This window comes from uncultured Marinococcus sp., from assembly GCF_947493875.1.
In the GTDB taxonomy this organism is placed as follows: Bacteria; Bacillota; Bacilli; order Bacillales; family Marinococcaceae; genus Marinococcus.
The window spans coordinates 418381-434047 of sequence record NZ_CANLSU010000003.1; the positions used below are offsets into that span (position 1 = coordinate 418381).

Annotated in this window: 17 protein-coding genes and 1 riboswitch; of the genes, 1 reads left to right on the forward strand and 16 read right to left on the reverse strand. The window is 49.9% G+C overall.

From position 1 onward, the window contains the following. Positions 1–4: 4 nt before the first annotated feature. The 15 genes from Q0757_RS07810 to prsW form a co-directional block, all read right to left on the reverse strand. On the reverse strand, positions 5–763 hold the full coding sequence (locus Q0757_RS07810) for a heptaprenyl diphosphate synthase component 1 (RefSeq protein ID WP_298785983.1): 759 nt from the start codon (positions 761–763) through the stop codon (positions 5–7). Between the two features lie 98 nt (positions 764–861). Then, on the reverse strand, positions 862–1089 hold the full coding sequence (gene mtrB, locus Q0757_RS07815) for a trp RNA-binding attenuation protein MtrB (protein WP_298785985.1): 228 nt from the start codon (positions 1087–1089) through the stop codon (positions 862–864). An 82-nt stretch (positions 1090–1171) separates the two neighbouring features. Further along, on the reverse strand, positions 1172–1738 hold the full coding sequence (folE, locus tag Q0757_RS07820; protein ID WP_298785987.1) for a GTP cyclohydrolase I FolE: 567 nt from the start codon (positions 1736–1738) through the stop codon (positions 1172–1174). Positions 1739–1851: 113 nt separating this feature from the next. Beyond that, positions 1852–2889: an NAD(P)H-dependent glycerol-3-phosphate dehydrogenase gene (locus Q0757_RS07825; protein WP_298785989.1), complete on the reverse strand. Its 1038-nt coding sequence runs from the start codon at positions 2887–2889 to the stop codon at positions 1852–1854. 14 nt (positions 2890–2903) lie between these two features. Beyond that, complete coding sequence (gene plsY, locus Q0757_RS07830) at positions 2904–3560, reverse strand: glycerol-3-phosphate 1-O-acyltransferase PlsY (protein WP_298785991.1); 657 nt, start codon at positions 3558–3560, stop codon at positions 2904–2906. A gap of 33 nt (positions 3561–3593) precedes the next feature. Further along, a complete protein-coding gene (gene der, locus Q0757_RS07835; protein ID WP_298786168.1) occupies positions 3594–4907 on the reverse strand; it encodes a ribosome biogenesis GTPase Der in 1314 nt (437 codons plus the stop codon). 142 nt (positions 4908–5049) lie between these two features. Next, a complete protein-coding gene (gene fni / locus Q0757_RS07840; RefSeq protein WP_298785993.1) occupies positions 5050–6105 on the reverse strand; it encodes a type 2 isopentenyl-diphosphate Delta-isomerase in 1056 nt (351 codons plus the stop codon). Positions 6106–6117: 12 nt separating this feature from the next. Continuing rightward, positions 6118–7272, reverse strand: a complete 1155-nt coding sequence (rpsA, locus tag Q0757_RS07845) for a 30S ribosomal protein S1 (RefSeq protein ID WP_298785995.1) — start codon at positions 7270–7272, stop codon at positions 6118–6120. 61 nt (positions 7273–7333) lie between these two features. Continuing rightward, positions 7334–7939 (reverse strand): 1-acyl-sn-glycerol-3-phosphate acyltransferase, encoded by a 606-nt coding sequence (locus Q0757_RS07850; protein WP_298785997.1) that lies wholly within the window; start codon positions 7937–7939, stop codon positions 7334–7336. Beyond that, positions 7929–8615: a (d)CMP kinase gene (gene cmk, locus Q0757_RS07855; RefSeq protein WP_298785999.1), complete on the reverse strand. Its 687-nt coding sequence runs from the start codon at positions 8613–8615 to the stop codon at positions 7929–7931. Before cmk ends, Q0757_RS07850 begins: the two co-directional genes overlap by 11 nt. Positions 8616–8774: 159 nt before the next feature. Next, entirely contained in the window at positions 8775–9449 is a 675-nt protein-coding gene (locus Q0757_RS07860; RefSeq protein ID WP_298786001.1) for a flagellar brake protein, read from the reverse strand. A gap of 47 nt (positions 9450–9496) precedes the next feature. Continuing rightward, positions 9497–11338, reverse strand: a complete 1842-nt coding sequence (locus Q0757_RS07865) for a bifunctional homocysteine S-methyltransferase/methylenetetrahydrofolate reductase (protein ID WP_298786003.1) — start codon at positions 11336–11338, stop codon at positions 9497–9499. A 26-nt stretch (positions 11339–11364) separates the two neighbouring features. After that, positions 11365–12468 (reverse strand): methionine biosynthesis PLP-dependent protein, encoded by a 1104-nt coding sequence (locus Q0757_RS07870; RefSeq protein WP_298786005.1) that lies wholly within the window; start codon positions 12466–12468, stop codon positions 11365–11367. Between the two features lie 92 nt (positions 12469–12560). Beyond that, positions 12561–12667: riboswitch (SAM riboswitch) on the reverse strand. A gap of 58 nt (positions 12668–12725) precedes the next feature. After that, complete coding sequence (locus Q0757_RS07875) at positions 12726–12890, reverse strand: hypothetical protein (protein WP_176967630.1); 165 nt, start codon at positions 12888–12890, stop codon at positions 12726–12728. Positions 12891–12913: 23 nt separating this feature from the next. After that, positions 12914–13561 (reverse strand): glutamic-type intramembrane protease PrsW, encoded by a 648-nt coding sequence (gene prsW / locus Q0757_RS07880; RefSeq protein WP_298786008.1) that lies wholly within the window; start codon positions 13559–13561, stop codon positions 12914–12916. A 103-nt stretch (positions 13562–13664) separates the two neighbouring features. Here prsW and Q0757_RS07885 point away from each other — a divergent pair, with 103 nt between their 5' ends. Then, on the forward strand, positions 13665–14639 hold the full coding sequence (locus tag Q0757_RS07885; protein ID WP_298786010.1) for an asparaginase: 975 nt from the start codon (positions 13665–13667) through the stop codon (positions 14637–14639). A gap of 33 nt (positions 14640–14672) precedes the next feature. Here the strand turns inward: Q0757_RS07885 and Q0757_RS07890 are convergent, their stop codons facing one another. Then, positions 14673–15659: a YpdA family putative bacillithiol disulfide reductase gene (locus tag Q0757_RS07890; RefSeq protein WP_298786012.1), complete on the reverse strand. Its 987-nt coding sequence runs from the start codon at positions 15657–15659 to the stop codon at positions 14673–14675. Positions 15660–15667 lie beyond the last annotated feature (8 nt).

Sequence of the window (15667 nt, forward strand, 5' to 3'; positions counted from 1 at the left end):
CCTTTTACTCAATACCTACAGCTATCCATTCATCCATTAGCGAGTGCAGCCCCTCAGAGAGCTGTTCGTCTTTTTCGACATGCTGATGAAAAAAGCTGTGTTCTTGATCGATTAATTGTTTTAATATTTGGCGGGCGCTCTGCGAGTGACCTTCCCAGTGCTGCACCTGGGCAGCGCTGGCTGAAAATTCTTCGGTACGGCCAAACCATTCCCATTCATGAAGCAGTCTTTTCAAGGCAAAAATAGAGGAGGAAGCCACTGCAAGATGCGTGCGCCCGTAAAAATGGATAACCGCTTCCACAATGCCCGCTTCACTCATTCTAAGTGTTTGAAGCATATCGGTATAGTCCTGGCACTCACCAAAATGCAGCTTCATTTTCGCTTCATTCATGCTCCGGATTGCTGATGTGAAAACTATAAGGATTTCCTGATGAAAAGCAGTACTGAGCAGACGATAGTAAAGACTGCTCATCAAATCCCCGTTCAAAATCGTCAGCTGCCTTATTTTCTTGTCATCGCCGTCGTTATGCAGGTGAATCTGTTCATGAGCCTTAAATGCTGACTGCACGAGCAGTACAGCTGTAATTTGTTCCACCATCCGTTTCCGGGGCACTTTGGCCCCACTTAACGCTTCCAGCAGAAGGTGAACCGTCTCTTCGTGCGCTTCCGGCAGCCCGATTTTCTGCTCAATGTACGAGTGCTGGGTCAGGCGCTGAAACTCTTTTTTTATTTCCTCTGCACATGGTGTCCAGTAGTTGTTCATGCCGCTTCCCCCAACCCCTTAAATGCTGGTGATTTCATTTCTTACGTCCTATGCTCTCCAATTATAGCACAGGCTCTTTGTTTCCAAGAAAGATTACATTAATCTTCCCCGCTTCCTGCCTTTATTTCGCCGTAGCTTGTTTGTATAACCGCGTTGCCGCGTACCTTGATCGCAGATGTATGCTCGGTAAACTGAGCAATAAGTACTTCTCCGCCGTCTAATTTTTCCAAGTGATGAAAACGAGTGTCCTTGCCGCGGGTCAAGCCCATAACGTTGACACCGTCTTCTTCTGCACGGATGACGATAAAATCATCTCCATTCTGCATTTTAAGACCCTCCCTGTTTTCGGTTTGTGCCCATGGTAAAGCGCCTGCTTTCTGCAGGCGCCTGATTTTTATCTGCTGGTGATCAGTGCTTAATCAGCGAAAGAACTTCGCTCCTTGCCGCCTGATCTTCTTCAAATGTTCCTCTCACTGCGGACGTTACCGTCATAGATCCCGGCTTTTTCACGCCGCGCATCGTCATACACATATGTTCAGCTTCAAGAACGACCATCACTCCGTGAGGTTCAAGTGTCGAAACAATTTCGTTTGCAATAGTATACGTGATACGCTCCTGAAGCTGCGGACGTTTGGCAATTGTTTCCACGGTCCGGGCCAGCTTACTCAGACCTGTCACCATTCCGCCTTTTGGAATGTAGGCTACGTGAGCCTTACCGAAAAAGGGGACAAGGTGATGCTCGCACATCGAAAAAAACGGAATATCTTTTACCAGTACCAGTTCCTCATGGTCTTCCCCAAATACAGTTTTTAAATGCTCGTCTGCTGATTCATGCAGCCCGGCAAAAACCTCCTGGTATAAACGGGCTACCCTGTCCGGAGTGTCGAGCAGGCCTTCCCGGCCGGCATCTTCACCAACACCTTCAAGAATCAGCCTGACACCTTCTTTTATTTTTTCGTGATCAAAATTAGCCACCGTAAGTCCTCCAATCAACTTCTGCTGCCTTCAGCCACTGCTGTTTGTCTTGAGAAATTTTAGCACAAGCCCTTTTAGAAAGCAAAAGGGGCGCCTTTAACGTAACAGGCGCATTAATCATTATCATCGAGCAGCATGATGGAGTGCTCTTTTTCATTTTTCTTTCCACGCTCCATCAGGGACTTTGCCATTTTCTCCGGCGGCACGTGTTCAAACAGGACTTTGTACAGCCCTTCTGTAATTGGCATTTCCACTCCAAGAGACCTGGACCAGTGGTAGACAGCTTCGGTAGTCCGTACTCCTTCAACGACCATCCCCATCTGCTCCAGTACGTCTTCGAGGCTTTTGCCGGAGCCGATTTGATTTCCAGCCCGCCAGTTCCGGCTGTGTTCACTTGTACATGTAACGATCAAATCCCCAAGACCCGAAAGGCCGGTAAAGGTAAGCGGGGATGCTCCCAGATGGGTGCCAAGACGTGTAATTTCCGCCAGCCCTCTTGTCATTAAAGCAGCTTTTGCGTTATCCCCGTATCCAAGTCCTGATGTAAGACCGATACCGAGGGCAATAATGTTTTTCAGCGCCCCGCCAATCTCGACACCGAGAAAATCATCATTTGTGTATACACGGAAAGCCTGGTTCATAAACAGCTCCTGCACCCGGGTCTGTACTTGTTCAGAGGTGCCTGACACCGCGACAGTGGTTGGCTGCTGCTCTGCCACTTCTTCCGCGTGGCTTGGCCCCGAAAGCACGGCCATTCCTTTAAAAGAAATATCCGTCCACTCTTCTTCGAGAATTTGCGATACTCTTAAAAAGGAGTCAGGCTCGATGCCTTTAGCTGCATGTACGACAATGGTTTCCGGGTGAAGATACGGCATTAACTCGCGGGCGATTTTTCTTACTGCCCCGCTCGGAACCGCAAGCACAATGTAGGAAGCCTCACCTGCTGCTTCCTTTACATCAGTGGTGGCCACTATATTTTCGGGCAGGACAATCCCTTTTAAATAGCCTTCATTTCTGTGTGTGGTGTTGATTTCTTCAGCCAGCGCTTCTCTGCGGCACCAAAGACGCACCGAATGCTGATTTTGTCCTAACACAGAAGCCAGGGCCGTTCCCCAGCTTCCTGCTCCAATAACAGCTGCCTGTTTCTTCATGTTTTTAACTCCTTTTATCCTTCACTGCTCTTTTTATACAATGAGCTTTCATTGCCACGCAGCAGGCGGACGATATTTGTACGGTGCTTCCATATCGACAGAAGGCCAAGAAAAACGGTTAAATACAGATAGGTCTCCGGATGTCCGTTGGTCGACTGGGTATAGAAAACCGCCACCGGGGTTAAAACAGCAAACAACAGAGAGCCTAGAGACACGTAACCGGTAACTGCAATCGCTGCAATCGCTATAATCCCGACATAAATTGCCGGAAAAAAGACTAGTACACTAATAACTCCGATGGCCGTTGCTACACCTTTGCCACCGCGGAAGCCAAAATAGACCGGCCAGTTATGTCCAAGTACGGCGGCAAGACCGCCAAGAGCGGGAGCCAGACCGTCCACCTGGCTTAACGACAAAAATCCGGGCAAAAGGGCCGAGGCTGTCCATTGGAAAAAGAAACCGAGCCAGACCGCCACCATTCCTTTCAGCACGTCTAAAAGCAGCACCACCACCGCCCATTTTGTGCCCAGGACCCGCCGGGTATTTGTGGCTCCGGCATTGCCGCTCCCGACAGAACGGACGTCCACCTTTTTTATTCGCTGCACAAATAGATAACTAAAACTAACTGAGCCGATTAGATAGCCAATCACAACTGCAAGAATTACTCCCATTGCACTCTCCCCTTACCAAACCATTTCCGGCTGCTATTCGTTTTTCTTTCTGGCCACGATTCGAAGCGGTGTCCCTTCAAACGAGAAGGCTTCGCGGCATTTATTTTCCAAATATCTGCGATATGAAAAATGCAGAAGCTCCGGATCATTTACAAACAACACGATAACCGGAGGGCCTGAAGCCACCTGTGTTGCAAAATTGATACGCAGGCGTTTATTGCTGTGGGTCGGGGTTGGATTCATAATAACCGCATCCATAATAACTTCATTTAACACATTGGTAGGGACCCGTACGTGATGATTTTCAGCCACCTGACTTACTACCGGCAAAAGGTTCTGTATTCTCCGCTTCGTCTTGGCCGAAAGGAAAACGATCGGGGCATAGTCGAGGAACTGGAACTCCTCCCGAATTTCTTCGGTGAACCGGTGCATCGTTTTGTCGTCTTTTTCCACTACATCCCATTTGTTAACGACAATAACGATAGCCCGGCCGGAGTCGTGCGCATAGCCTGCTACTTTTTTGTCCTGTTCCCGGATGCCTGCTTCGCCGTCGAGAACGACAACAGCTACATCGGCCCGTTCCATGGCACGCATCGCCCGGAGTACACTGTATTTTTCTGCTTTTTCATACACTTTTCCCCGCCGGCGCATACCCGCCGTATCAATGATGCTGTATTTCTGGCCGTCTTTTTCGAACTCCGTGTCCACCGCATCTCTCGTAGTGCCCGGAATATCGCTCACAATGACGCGTTCTTCCCCGAGTACTGCGTTCACGAGGGAGGATTTCCCCACATTCGGCTGGCCGATGACTGCCATATGAATCGTGTCATCGTCCTTTTCCTCTTCGTCCTCCACAGGAAACCGTTCGAGCACTTCATCCAGCAGATCACCGAGGCCGAGGCCGTGGGAACCGGAAATCGGAAATACTTCTCCGAGGCCAAGGGAATAGAACTCATACATCTGCTCCCGCATTTCATAGTTGTCTATTTTATTCACGGCCGTGAGGACCGGTTTTTTGGATCGAAGCAGAATATCTGCGACTTCTTCATCTGAAGCCGTAATGCCGTCCCGCCCGTTCACGATAAAAATAATGACATCTGCCTCGTCGATAGCAAGCTTCGCCTGCTCCCGAATTTGAGTGAGCAAAGGTTCATCATTCAGTTCAATGCCTCCGGTGTCAATCACGTGAAAGAAGCGGTGCAGCCATTCACCTTCCCCGTAAAGCCTGTCTCTTGTAATACCTGGCTCGTCTTCGACGATAGCCATTCGTTCTCCGATAATACGGTTGAATATTGTTGATTTGCCGACATTTGGCCTGCCGACAATGGCGACTGTAGGTTTTACCATCATTTTGATTCCTTTCTGTCTCTAAATCTATCTTCATTATCATAACATGAAACAGATACGTTCCTCTCCCCCAAATTTGTATCCGGCGGGTAAAACAAGGAAAAACCAGGCAGCAAAATGCGCCTGGTTGGTTTTTCTCCCCTTATATCGAACGGCGGCTGTATACAGACGTATCAATGCCTCGCTCCTTCAGCCAGTGGGCTGTTTCCCCGCGCAGAACCACTGGTGCCCTTTGCAGTTCCTTAATGTTTTGAGCCCCAACTGCCGTCATTACTGTTTTCAATTCCTCCTGTATCTGCCGGAGAAAAGAAGCAGCGCCCTCCGCTCCGCTGTTTTTCGCTTCTCTTAGGACGGCTCCTGCCATTCCGCTGGCGCTACCTCCAAGGGCAATAATCCTTGCGACATCCAGGCCGTGTCTTACGCCCCCTGAACCGATAACGCTGCCGGGATGCCAGGCATGCACAGTTTCAGCGATAGCGGCTGCTGTCGGGATACCCCATTGATCGAAAAAAGCAAACGGACGCTCCCGTCTTTTGTTTTCAATCATGGAAAAATTCGTACCCCCGCTGCCACCAGCGTCAATAACGGCTACTCCGGAGCTTCTCAGCTTAACTGCCGTTTCAAAGGAAATGCCAAACCCTACTTCTTTTACAATTACCGGAACAGAAAGCTCACTTGCAATCCGTCCGATCCGCTCCAGGGCTCCCTGAAAGTCCCTGTCACCTTCAGGCATAACAAGCTCCTGGATGACATTCAAATGAATCTGAAGAGCATCAGCTTCAATCATTTCGACCGCCTGCACCGCCTGGTCAACGCTTACCTCACTTCCTGTATTGGCAAAAATAATACCATCAGGATTTTTTTCCCGTACGATTCTGTATGTATAGGATTCCTGCTCGTTTTTGATGGCCGATGTTTGAGAACCGACTGCCATAGCAACGCCCGTTGCTGCTGCAGCTTCTGCCAGTGAAGCATTAACAGCGGCTGTTTCGCCGCCGCCTCCACCCGTCATTGCATTAATAAGAATCGGCGAACTTAACGAAAGTCCGCCGATTTCTACTGATGCATCTGTATAAAGAGAAGCTGAGTCAGGCAGACTTTGATGGACAAATTGAATGTCATCTAAACTGCTTTCGGCTGAAAAACCTGTGGATAAAGCATATTCAATGTGGTCCTGTTTCCGCCTAGCCCTTGACACAAGCAAATCTCCTTACTTTTTATATTTTTTCAACTGATCGCCGACCATATCTCCAAGGGAGAAGCCGGCATGATCTTCTTCCGGTGCTTCGTATTCGCTTTGAACCTTCGAATCACCGGTTTCAGGATTTTCAAGTTCTCTGATGCTTAACGAAATACGGTGTTCGGCAGGGTTAATATCAAGCACTTTAGCCGTTACTGCCTGACCTTCTTCAAGAACCTCTCCCGGCGTTCCGATATGACGGTTCGCGATTTGGGAAATGTGAACAAGGCCTTCCACTCCGGGAGCCACTTCAACGAATGCGCCGAAGCTGACCAGCCGTTTTACCTGGCCGTCGATAACGTCCCCGGCTTCAATTTGTCCTTCAATGGTCGTCCATGGTCCAGGAAGGGTATCTTTAATCGACAGAGAAACTCTTTCGCTGTCCGGATCAACAGCTAAGATTTTCACTTCGACCTCATCGCCTTCGTTGACGATTTCTCCTGGTGATTCTACCCGGTGATGGGCCATTTGCGAAATGTGGACAAGACCGTCGACACCGCCGACATCCACAAATGCGCCAAAGTTAGTCAGGCGCTGCACTGTTCCTTTCACCGTATCTCCTACATTCAAGTTTTCAAGCACTTCTTTCTTCTTCACTTCGGCCTCCTCGTCCAGAACGGCACGCTGAGATAAAATCAGCTTGTTTTCTTCCGGATCTATTTCTGCAATTTTTAGTCTTAATGTTTTTCCCTGATAATCTGAAAAGTCTTCCACATAATATCTTTCCACGAGCGAAGCCGGGATAAAGCCGCGCACGCCCAGATCGACTACAAGCCCGCCTTTGACAATTTCAGCCACCTGGGCCTCAATAACATCGCCGGATTCATACTTTTCCTGAAGCTCGCCCCAGGATTTATCGGCAAGTGCTGCCCGGCGGGAGAGAACCAGCTCATCATCTTCCATTTTTGTTACTTTGAATTCGAGCTGATCTCCTTCCTTGAGCACATCGTCTACTTTCTCCACGTGCAGGCTGGAAAGTTCGCTGATCGGAATAACCGCATCCACTTTATAGCCGGCATCCGCGTACGCCTGTTTCTCTTCCACCTTTGTTACTGTGGCAGTAATGATATCTCCCACGTTAAACTCTTTCATACCTTCAAGTTCGTTGTTCATTTCATCTGCCATTGACCATTGCCTCCTTCAGTGTCCTTAAATCCTGCCTATGGGGTTTGGGGATTTTGAGGAATTAACCGGACTGCAGCCGGCTGGTGCCTGTCTTCGCCTGCTGATGAACGGCTTTGATTTCTTCCATGATTACTTCGGTCGCTTCCTCAGCTTTCGCTTTATTCGTCCGAAGGTCCTGCATGGGCACCGGCCGGCCTATCACTACGTTCACACGCCGGAATAAACCGTAGCGGCCACTGATAGCAACCGGAACTACTGCCGCGTCTGAACGGAGAGCAAAAAAGCCGGCACCGGTTAATCCTTTTCCTATTTCCCCGCTTTTACTCCTAGTACCCTCAGGAAAAAGACATAAAACCTGTCCCTCGTTTAAAAATTGAATTCCCTGTTTCAATGACTTTCGGTCCACTACGCCTCTGCGGACGGGAAAGGCTCCGACAAAATACATAATAAAACCGAGAATTTTTTTATTAAACAATTCGCTTTTAGCCATAAAGTGCACTTTTCTGCGAATATGAGTGGCAAGCAAAGGGGGATCAAAGTTGCTGATATGATTCGAGCAGATGAGAACCGGCCCTTCCTTCGGCACGTTTTCCCTTCCGGTCACCCGGACGCGCATAAAAATAACCGCAAGAAAGTAGGAAGAATACTTTACGATATTATACATCATGGGAGTAATTCACCTTCTCTTCTGCAAGCGCTGTGATCCTGCTGATAACTTCCGGGATGGTAAGAGCGGTGGTATCAATCTCCACAGCATCCTCTGCTTTTTTTAACGGTGAATGCTCTCTGGATTTATCGAACTCGTCCCGGTGAATGATCGCTTCGTAAATTTCATCGTAATCCGCCGGCGCCCCCCGCTCCTGCATCTCCTTGTACCTTCGCATTGCACGCTCCTCTGCAGAAGCAACCAGAAATATTTTCAACTCCGCGTCCGGAAGGATAGTAGTACCGATATCCCGGCCATCGAGCACCGCCCCTTTTTCTGCCGCAAGCCGGCGCTGCTTCAGGGCCATTTCCTCACGCACCCCAAGGTGGGCCGCGGTCAGAGACACTACGCTGTCCACTTCACTCGTCCGGATAGCTGCAGAAACATCTTCCCCGTCGAGGTAGACTTCACTCACTCTCGGATTGCCCACAAGGCGGATATTGGCGGCTTTTAACAGCTCCGTCATTTTCCCGCCGTCGTCCAGGGGCGTGCCTGTGCGCAGCGCCTTTAACGACAGCGCCCGGTACATTGCTCCTGTATCGATGTATGTATAATCAAGCTGAACGGCACATCCCTTCGATACAGTGCTCTTTCCAGCACCGGCCGGCCCGTCGATCGCAATATTGATTTTTCTCATCCTCCTGCACCCCGCCCATTAGATTGTTGAACATTTAGCATTTGCTCATCATTTTCAAAACTAACATATTTCGCCCCGTTTGCATATATTGTACCTGCCGAACTTTTTATTTACCGGTGCTTTACAAAAAGAAAAAGACCGCTCCGGCGGTCTAACGCACTAGCTTCCTATTCGTTTTTCCTGATTCGCTGCGGCCCGCTGCCGTTCAAAACAGTACCGGATTACTGCCTGACGCTCTTTTTCGGCAAGATCCAAAAACTCCATGCTTGCCCGCTTCGGCCGGCGTTCTTCTTTTTCCAGTACTCTTCTTACCGCAGCAGTACAATGCAGATAATGCATCGCCCCATCTTCCATCGGGAAAGCGAGCGTAATCTGTACCTGTTCATCTTCAAGCAGCTTTGCTTTTGGCGGCACGACGATCATGCATCCACCGCCGCTCACATTTACCGTGACCGTGGTGAACGGGCGGTAATGGCCGTGAACAGCTGCGTTGACGCTTGTTTCCACACGCACGTAGTTTCTTCGCTGCACCCGCTGCCATTCCTTTTTCGCAGGACGTTCAATGATCAGGGCCGGTATATGCCCCTTTTGGCGGGAAAGTACTGTCGAGCGAAACGAATAAACAGCGCTATCCTCCCCGACGAACCAGACGTGGACGGCTCTCCCTGCGTGAAAGGAAGTAATTTTACCGGTCTCTCTTTCCGAAGGCATGGCAATCGTGAACGTGTGTTCATCTGCATCAAGCAGCTGGGATTTATATTGGATATCATTGTCATGTGGTGCTTTCGTTTTTATATTTTCATGCAGATGCCAAACGCTTCCAATCTCGTACAATAGCTAAAACCCCTTTTACTAAATATATCGGATAGAAAGAAATACTGTTAAATTTCAGTTACGCCGGCACTGGTCTCCTCCCGAACATATTTCGTCAGTTCGGCCGTAATTTCATAGCGCAGAAACGGCGTAATTAAATAAATGCCATTAAAATAGCGGAGCGTTTCATCAATTAGTTCTTTTGCGATAGCGATACCTTCCCGTTGGGCTGCTTCAGCATCATCCCCGCAGGCTGCCATCCGTTTTCGCGTGTCTTCCGTCAATTGAATGCCTGGCACCTCGTTATGAAGAAACTCTGCATTTCCCGCGCTCACAAGAGGCATGATGCCGATAAAAACAGGCGCCTTCAGCTCCTTTACCGCTTCATGGATTGTTTTAATCCGGTTTATATCATACACCGGCTGAGTCATAAAATAATGCGCGCCTGCATTCACTTTCTTTTCCAGCCTTTTTACAGCTTTATCAATATGAAGCACATTGGGATTGAAGGCTCCCCCGATGGAAAAATTCGTTTTTTCCCCGAGGGATTTCCCGGAAAACAGCCGTCCTTCGTTCATTTCCCGGATCAGGGAAATAAGCGATACGGAGTTGGCATCATACACAGACTTTGCCCCCGGAAAATCCCCAACCTTCGAAGGATCACCGGTGATCGCCAGCAGATCCCGCACGCCAATGGTATGAAGCCCGAGCAGATGCGACTGGAGGCCAATCAGGTTCCGGTCCCGGCAGGCGATATGCAGCAGCGGCCGGGCAGAGGTCTGCTGCTTAAGCATCGCTCCCATTGCGAGATTGTCGATACGGGGGGAGGCAAGGGAATTATCGGCAAGCGTAACCGCATCAGCCCCTGCGTCATGAAGCGCCTGGGAGCCGCGTATGAATTTTCCAGTTTTCAGCTTTTTCGGCGGATCCAGCTCCACGATGACTGTTTTTTCGTTTTTTACTTTTTCATGAAGAGGCACAAACGGTTCCTTATCGGCTGTCGCCTCAGCCACCGCAGTCTCCACCTTCACCGGACGCTTCGTTTTTTCTGGAGCGTCGTGTTTGACCGCTTCCGCTATCATGCGGACATGCTCAGGCGTCGTACCGCAGCAGCCGCCAATCAGACGGATGCCCTGCTCTTTAAAACGGAACGCCTGCTTGTAAAAGTACTCGGGGTTGGACTGGTACACGTAACGGCCGTCGTACCAGTTTGGCAGACTGGCGTTAGGGTAGGCGGAATAGTACGCCCGGTCGGTCAGTTCCGCCTGCTCCAGTGATTTCAATATATGATACGGGCCCATCCGGCAGTTGAGCCCGACCACCGAAGCTCCGGCATCCTCAAGCCGGCTGAAGGCTTCACTGATCTGCACTCCCCCGTGCATGACCCCGACGTCTCCAAGCGCCACCTGGGCAATAACCGGAATTTCTGCATCTCTGCTCCGAATGTAGCGGACGATCTGCAGAAGCTCCGGCAGGTCATAGAACGTTTCAAGCAGCAGGCCATCCACCGGTTCCGCCAGCAAGATATCCACCTGCTCCTGCAGCGCGTCTCTTAAAAAGTCATCCGAATGTTCGCTCACCTGAACGCCTTTTATACCGCCGACTGTAGCAAATACATACGCTGAGCCTCCGGAGGCATTTCTCGCCAGCTGCACGCCGGCCCGGTTAATATCCTGCACTTTATCTTCAAGGCCGTAGCCTGCAAGCTTCACCCGGTTCGCTGCATAGGTGTTTGTCTGTAAAATATCCGCCCCGGCTTCTGCGTATTCCCGGTGAGCATGCTCCACAGCCTCAGGATCCGTTAAATTCATGGCTTCAAACGAGCCCTTATAGCCCTTCTGGTACAGATACGTGCCCATGGCCCCGTCACCGATCAAAATCGAGGAATCGAGTTTTTCGAGTACGTTCATAGCTTTGCCCCTCTCCTGCTTATGAGTTACAGCGCTCTGAGCGCCTGTTCGAGATCTTCAATTAAATCGTCCTTATCCTCTATGCCAATGCTGAAGCGGAGAAGACGGTTATCAACACCGTTATGGACCCGTACTGCTTCCGGCATGTCTGCATGCGTCTGCGTGGCCGGGTACGTAATAAAGCTTTCGACTCCGCCCAGACTTTCTGCGAACGTAATGATTTTAATGTTTCGCAAAAATGAATCCACCCACTCTTCGTTTTCAAGACGGAAGGAAAGCATGCCTCCCCGACCCGAATAAAGCACATCTGTTACCTTCTCGTGACGGCTGAGGTACTCTGCGATCGCTTTTCCGTTTTCTGTATGCTGCTTCATGCGGAGCTTTAAGGTTTTCATCCCGCGCATAAGAAGCCAGGAGTCAAACGGGCTTAAAATTGTTCCCATGCCGTTTTGAAGCGCGCCAATTTTTTCAGAAAGCTCGTCCACGTTTGATACAATCAGCCCGGCAATCAAATCATTGTGACCGCCCAAATATTTTGAGGCCGAGTGCACCACAATATCAGCACCTTCTTCTATCGGACGCTGAAGCACTGGAGTGTAAAACGTATTGTCTACAATGAGCCAGGCCCCGTGCTTTTTCGCGAGCAGCGAAAGCTCCTTCAGATCTGCTTCCTGCATCAGCGGGTTTGTCGGCGTCTCAATAAACAGGGCCTTCGTCTTATCTGTTATCAGCTGTTCAAAGGCTTCGAGATCCCTCGGGTCGCCGTATGTAACCGTCACGCCCCAGTGCCGCCATCCCTCCTCGAACAGACGGTATGTACCGCCGTAAATATCGCTTGTGGCAATCACTTCATCACCAGTTTCAAATATCGCAAACAGCGTCTGTATAGCAGCCATCCCCGAGCTGAGGGCAAACCCATGTTTACCTCCTTCAAGCGCAGCGATACCGTTTTCAAGCAGATCTCTCGTCGGGTTAGCCGTCCGGGAATAGTCGTATCCTGTGGACTCTCCGATGCCTGTATGCTTATACGCTGTGGAAAAATAAACAGGCGGGTTGATCGCCCCGGTCCGCGGGTCAGAATTATTCCCCAGTTGTGCCAGGATGGTTTCTATCTGCAGTTGCTTTGACATGTCACAGCCCTCATTTCTTTAAAATTAATGCATTAAATGTACGAAAAGGCCTTCTTCCTTAGACAGAAGAAGACCTTGGCATGCAATACTTCTTCTCATCTCGCAAGCACAGCTTGCAGGAGTTAGCACCTGACCGCATTGCCTGCGGCTGGTTGCTGAGACTTCCAAGGGCCGATCCCTCCATCTCTCTTGATAAGAAACGTTATATGATTACTTTCCAAAGTACAGGAAACGAATTGATATTGCAAGCAGCCTTTTTATTCCGGCGCAATATCCACGTGCAGCTGGTTTTCATTACCACAGACGCAGCGGCGAAAACCCGTTTCCATTTCCCCGGCCTTGTTCTTTCTGCCGCGGAGAATATACTTTTCCCCGCATTTCGGACAGCGGATAACAACGCGGTAACGGCGGTCTTCTGACATAGTAGCTTCGTCCTTTCGAGTTGTTATTTCGCATTGGCTTTATTTGCTTTCGACAACGCAAACCACCACAAAAATAGCATGAACGGGACAAGATAATACAGAATATTGCCTAGAGAAGCACTCAGTATATAGTCGTACAGCCCGTGGAAGATAAGCGGAATAGCGAGAGCAAGGAAAAAAGAGAAGAAGCGCCTGCCATGACGGGAGGCGCGCTTCGCTGATACCGCATAATACCCCATAATCACACCCAGGAGCGCATGCACCGTTACCGGCAGCAGAGCTCTTGTGACAGCCGTTTCAATGCCGTTTGCAATTAAGTACAGGATGTTTTCAAGTGAAGCAAAGCCAAGCGACAGGGAAAGCCCGTAAATAACGCCGTCGTATGTATTTTTAATCGGGGCAAATCGAAGCACAAACGTATACAGCAGGAAAAACTTGATGCCTTCCTCAAGTACGGCAGCCTGGGTATACTGCGCCGCAAAAAACGGTATGCTTACCCCTTCCGTTTCAAGCGCATGCTCGATCACAAGTACCGGGAACACAATCAGTACCCCTATGACAAACGCACGGATGACCGGCAGCCTCCGCTCTACGTCCGCCCGGCGTTTTAATGTGAAATATAACAGTAAAGCAACAGCCGGCGCCAGGGCCGCCATAATCAGTGCGATCACCTTTCGTTCTCACCCTCTCTTGTTAAACGTATCGTATCATGCTATGTTCAGATTCGTAAAAGAATAATGCCACTCACAGCCGAGCCGACGAGGAGGAATTGAAATGAAAAAAATACTGGTTATTCACACAGGCGGCACGATCGCCATGACCCAGACGGAGGAAAGCGGCGTGGAACCGGGGCTTCACAATCCGTTAAGCCACTGGAGCCGTATTGCCAATCAAATTGCTGAAATTGTGACGAGCGATTTCCTGCATCTGCCGTCCCCTCACATTACTCCGGAGCACATGCTTTCTTTGCACGAGCATATGCTTGAGAAGCTTTCCGAGGATACATATGACGGCGTCGTTATTACCCACGGCACCGACACCCTGGAAGAAACCGCCTACGCGCTCGATCTTTTTCACGACAAAGACCTGCCGGTGGTAGTGACGGGTGCTATGCGCTCAAGCAATGAGATCAGCGCTGACGGCCCTCAGAATTTCCTTGCAGCAGTCCGCACCGCCGCAAGTGATAAAGCCCGGAACATCGGTGTTCTCGTCGTTTTAAACGAAGAGATTCATTCTGCAAAAAACGTGACAAAAACCCACTCATCCAACATCGCCACTTTTCAGAGTCCGCAATATGGGCCACTCGGCTTTGTGACAAACAACGAAATATTTATTCATCACTATCCGGTGAGCCGGGAGCATTTTTCACCGGTCCATATGAACAAGAAGGTACTCCTCTTAAAAATGGCAGCCGGCATGGATGCTGCTTTACTTTCCCCGCTGCTTGACCAGCCTCTTGACGGTATTATCATCGAAGCATTCGGTCAGGGGAACATTCCTCCAACCATCGTGCCGCTGATTGAGGATTCGATTGCCAAGCAGGTGCCTGTGGTTCTTGTCTCCCGCTGCCACAGCGGTGTGGTCCAGGCCACCTACAGCTACGAAGGAGGCGGCTACCAGCTGAAGCAAAAGGGCGTTATTTTTACGAACGGGCTGAACGGCCAGAAAGCGCGCCTGAAGCTGCTCGCTGCCCTGGATGAAAAGCGGCCGCTCGAAAACATACGCGACTGTTTTGAATATATTGAATAGCCTCCCCCTCCATATTAAAAAGCCACCAGTTTTTCAAAACGAAGTGGCTTTTTTTCGTGCTATATTTTCCGCTATTTTTTCTCCATGAAAGCGCCCGTTTTCGATAAATATCTCGTTTGCTTCATCACCGGCAGCGATGACTCCGGCAATATAAATGTTTTCCCGGTTTGTTTCCATCGTTTCTTCGTCAAAGGACGGACGGCCCGACTGTTCATCAACGGCGATACCGAGCTGGCGGAAAAAAGCTCTTGATGGATGATAGCCGGTCATGGCGAAAACAAAGTCAGCAGGTACGGAGTGGGAGACGCCCCCCTGCTCATAAACAACCTGGTCAGGCTCAATACGCACCACGTCTGCTTCAAACTCCATATGGGCTGCACCGCGCCGGACCATTGCCTGAAAATCCGGAAGGATCCACGGCTTGATGCTTTTGGAATACGCCTCTCCCCGGTAGAGCACCGTCACCTGTGCGTTCACCTGCTCAAGGGCAAGAGCAGCATCCACAGCTGAATTTCTTCCGCCGATAATTACGACCTGCTGGTTAAAGTGAGGATGGGCTTCTTCAAAGTAATGCTTTACATGCGGCAGGCTTTCTCCAGGCACGCCCATATGGTTTGGGTTATCGTAGTAGCCTGTGGCTATAATAACGTGAAGAGCTTCCCACTCCCGGGTCTCGCCCTGAAGCGTTTCGGTTTGAACCAGGTAGCCGTCGTCCGTTTCCTGGACCGTCTGTACTTCCTCATAGTTATAAATACGGAGTTTTTCCGCTTCCGCTACCTTGCGGTAATAAACCAGAGCCTCCTGGCGCCGGGGCTTTCGGTCTACCACCGGGAAGGGATGGCCGCCGATTTCGAGTTTATCCGCAGAGCTGAAAAACGTCTGATGGACGGGATACTCGTAAATGCTGTGAACGATATTTTTCTTTTCTATGATAGCCGCATCAATTCCCCTGCGCTTTAAAGCGATAGCTGCCGACAGACCGCATGGCCCGCCCCCAATAATAATTACTTGTTCCTTCATATTCATAC

Coding starts and splice junctions, on each gene's coding strand:
- Q0757_RS07810 (WP_298785983.1), bottom strand. CDS start 763: ATGAACAACTACTGGACACCATGTGCAGAGGAAATAAAAAAAGAGTTT.
- mtrB (WP_298785985.1), bottom strand. CDS start 1,089: ATGCAGAATGGAGATGATTTTATCGTCATCCGTGCAGAAGAAGACGGT.
- Q0757_RS07825 (WP_298785989.1), bottom strand. CDS start 2,889: ATGAAGAAACAGGCAGCTGTTATTGGAGCAGGAAGCTGGGGAACGGCC.
- plsY (WP_298785991.1), bottom strand. CDS start 3,560: ATGGGAGTAATTCTTGCAGTTGTGATTGGCTATCTAATCGGCTCAGTT.
- der (WP_298786168.1), bottom strand. CDS start 4,907: ATGGTAAAACCTACAGTCGCCATTGTCGGCAGGCCAAATGTCGGCAAA.
- rpsA (WP_298785995.1), bottom strand. CDS start 7,272: ATGGCAGATGAAATGAACAACGAACTTGAAGGTATGAAAGAGTTTAAC.
- Q0757_RS07850 (WP_298785997.1), bottom strand. CDS start 7,939: ATGATGTATAATATCGTAAAGTATTCTTCCTACTTTCTTGCGGTTATT.
- cmk (WP_298785999.1), bottom strand. CDS start 8,615: ATGAGAAAAATCAATATTGCGATCGACGGGCCGGCCGGTGCTGGAAAG.
- Q0757_RS07865 (WP_298786003.1), bottom strand. CDS start 11,338: ATGAACGTACTCGAAAAACTCGATTCCTCGATTTTGATCGGTGACGGG.
- Q0757_RS07870 (WP_298786005.1), bottom strand. CDS start 12,468: ATGTCAAAGCAACTGCAGATAGAAACCATCCTGGCACAACTGGGGAAT.
- Q0757_RS07875 (WP_176967630.1), bottom strand. CDS start 12,890: ATGTCAGAAGACCGCCGTTACCGCGTTGTTATCCGCTGTCCGAAATGC.
- Q0757_RS07885 (WP_298786010.1), top strand. CDS start 13,665: ATGAAAAAAATACTGGTTATTCACACAGGCGGCACGATCGCCATGACC.
- Q0757_RS07890 (WP_298786012.1), bottom strand. CDS start 15,659: ATGAAGGAACAAGTAATTATTATTGGGGGCGGGCCATGCGGTCTGTCG.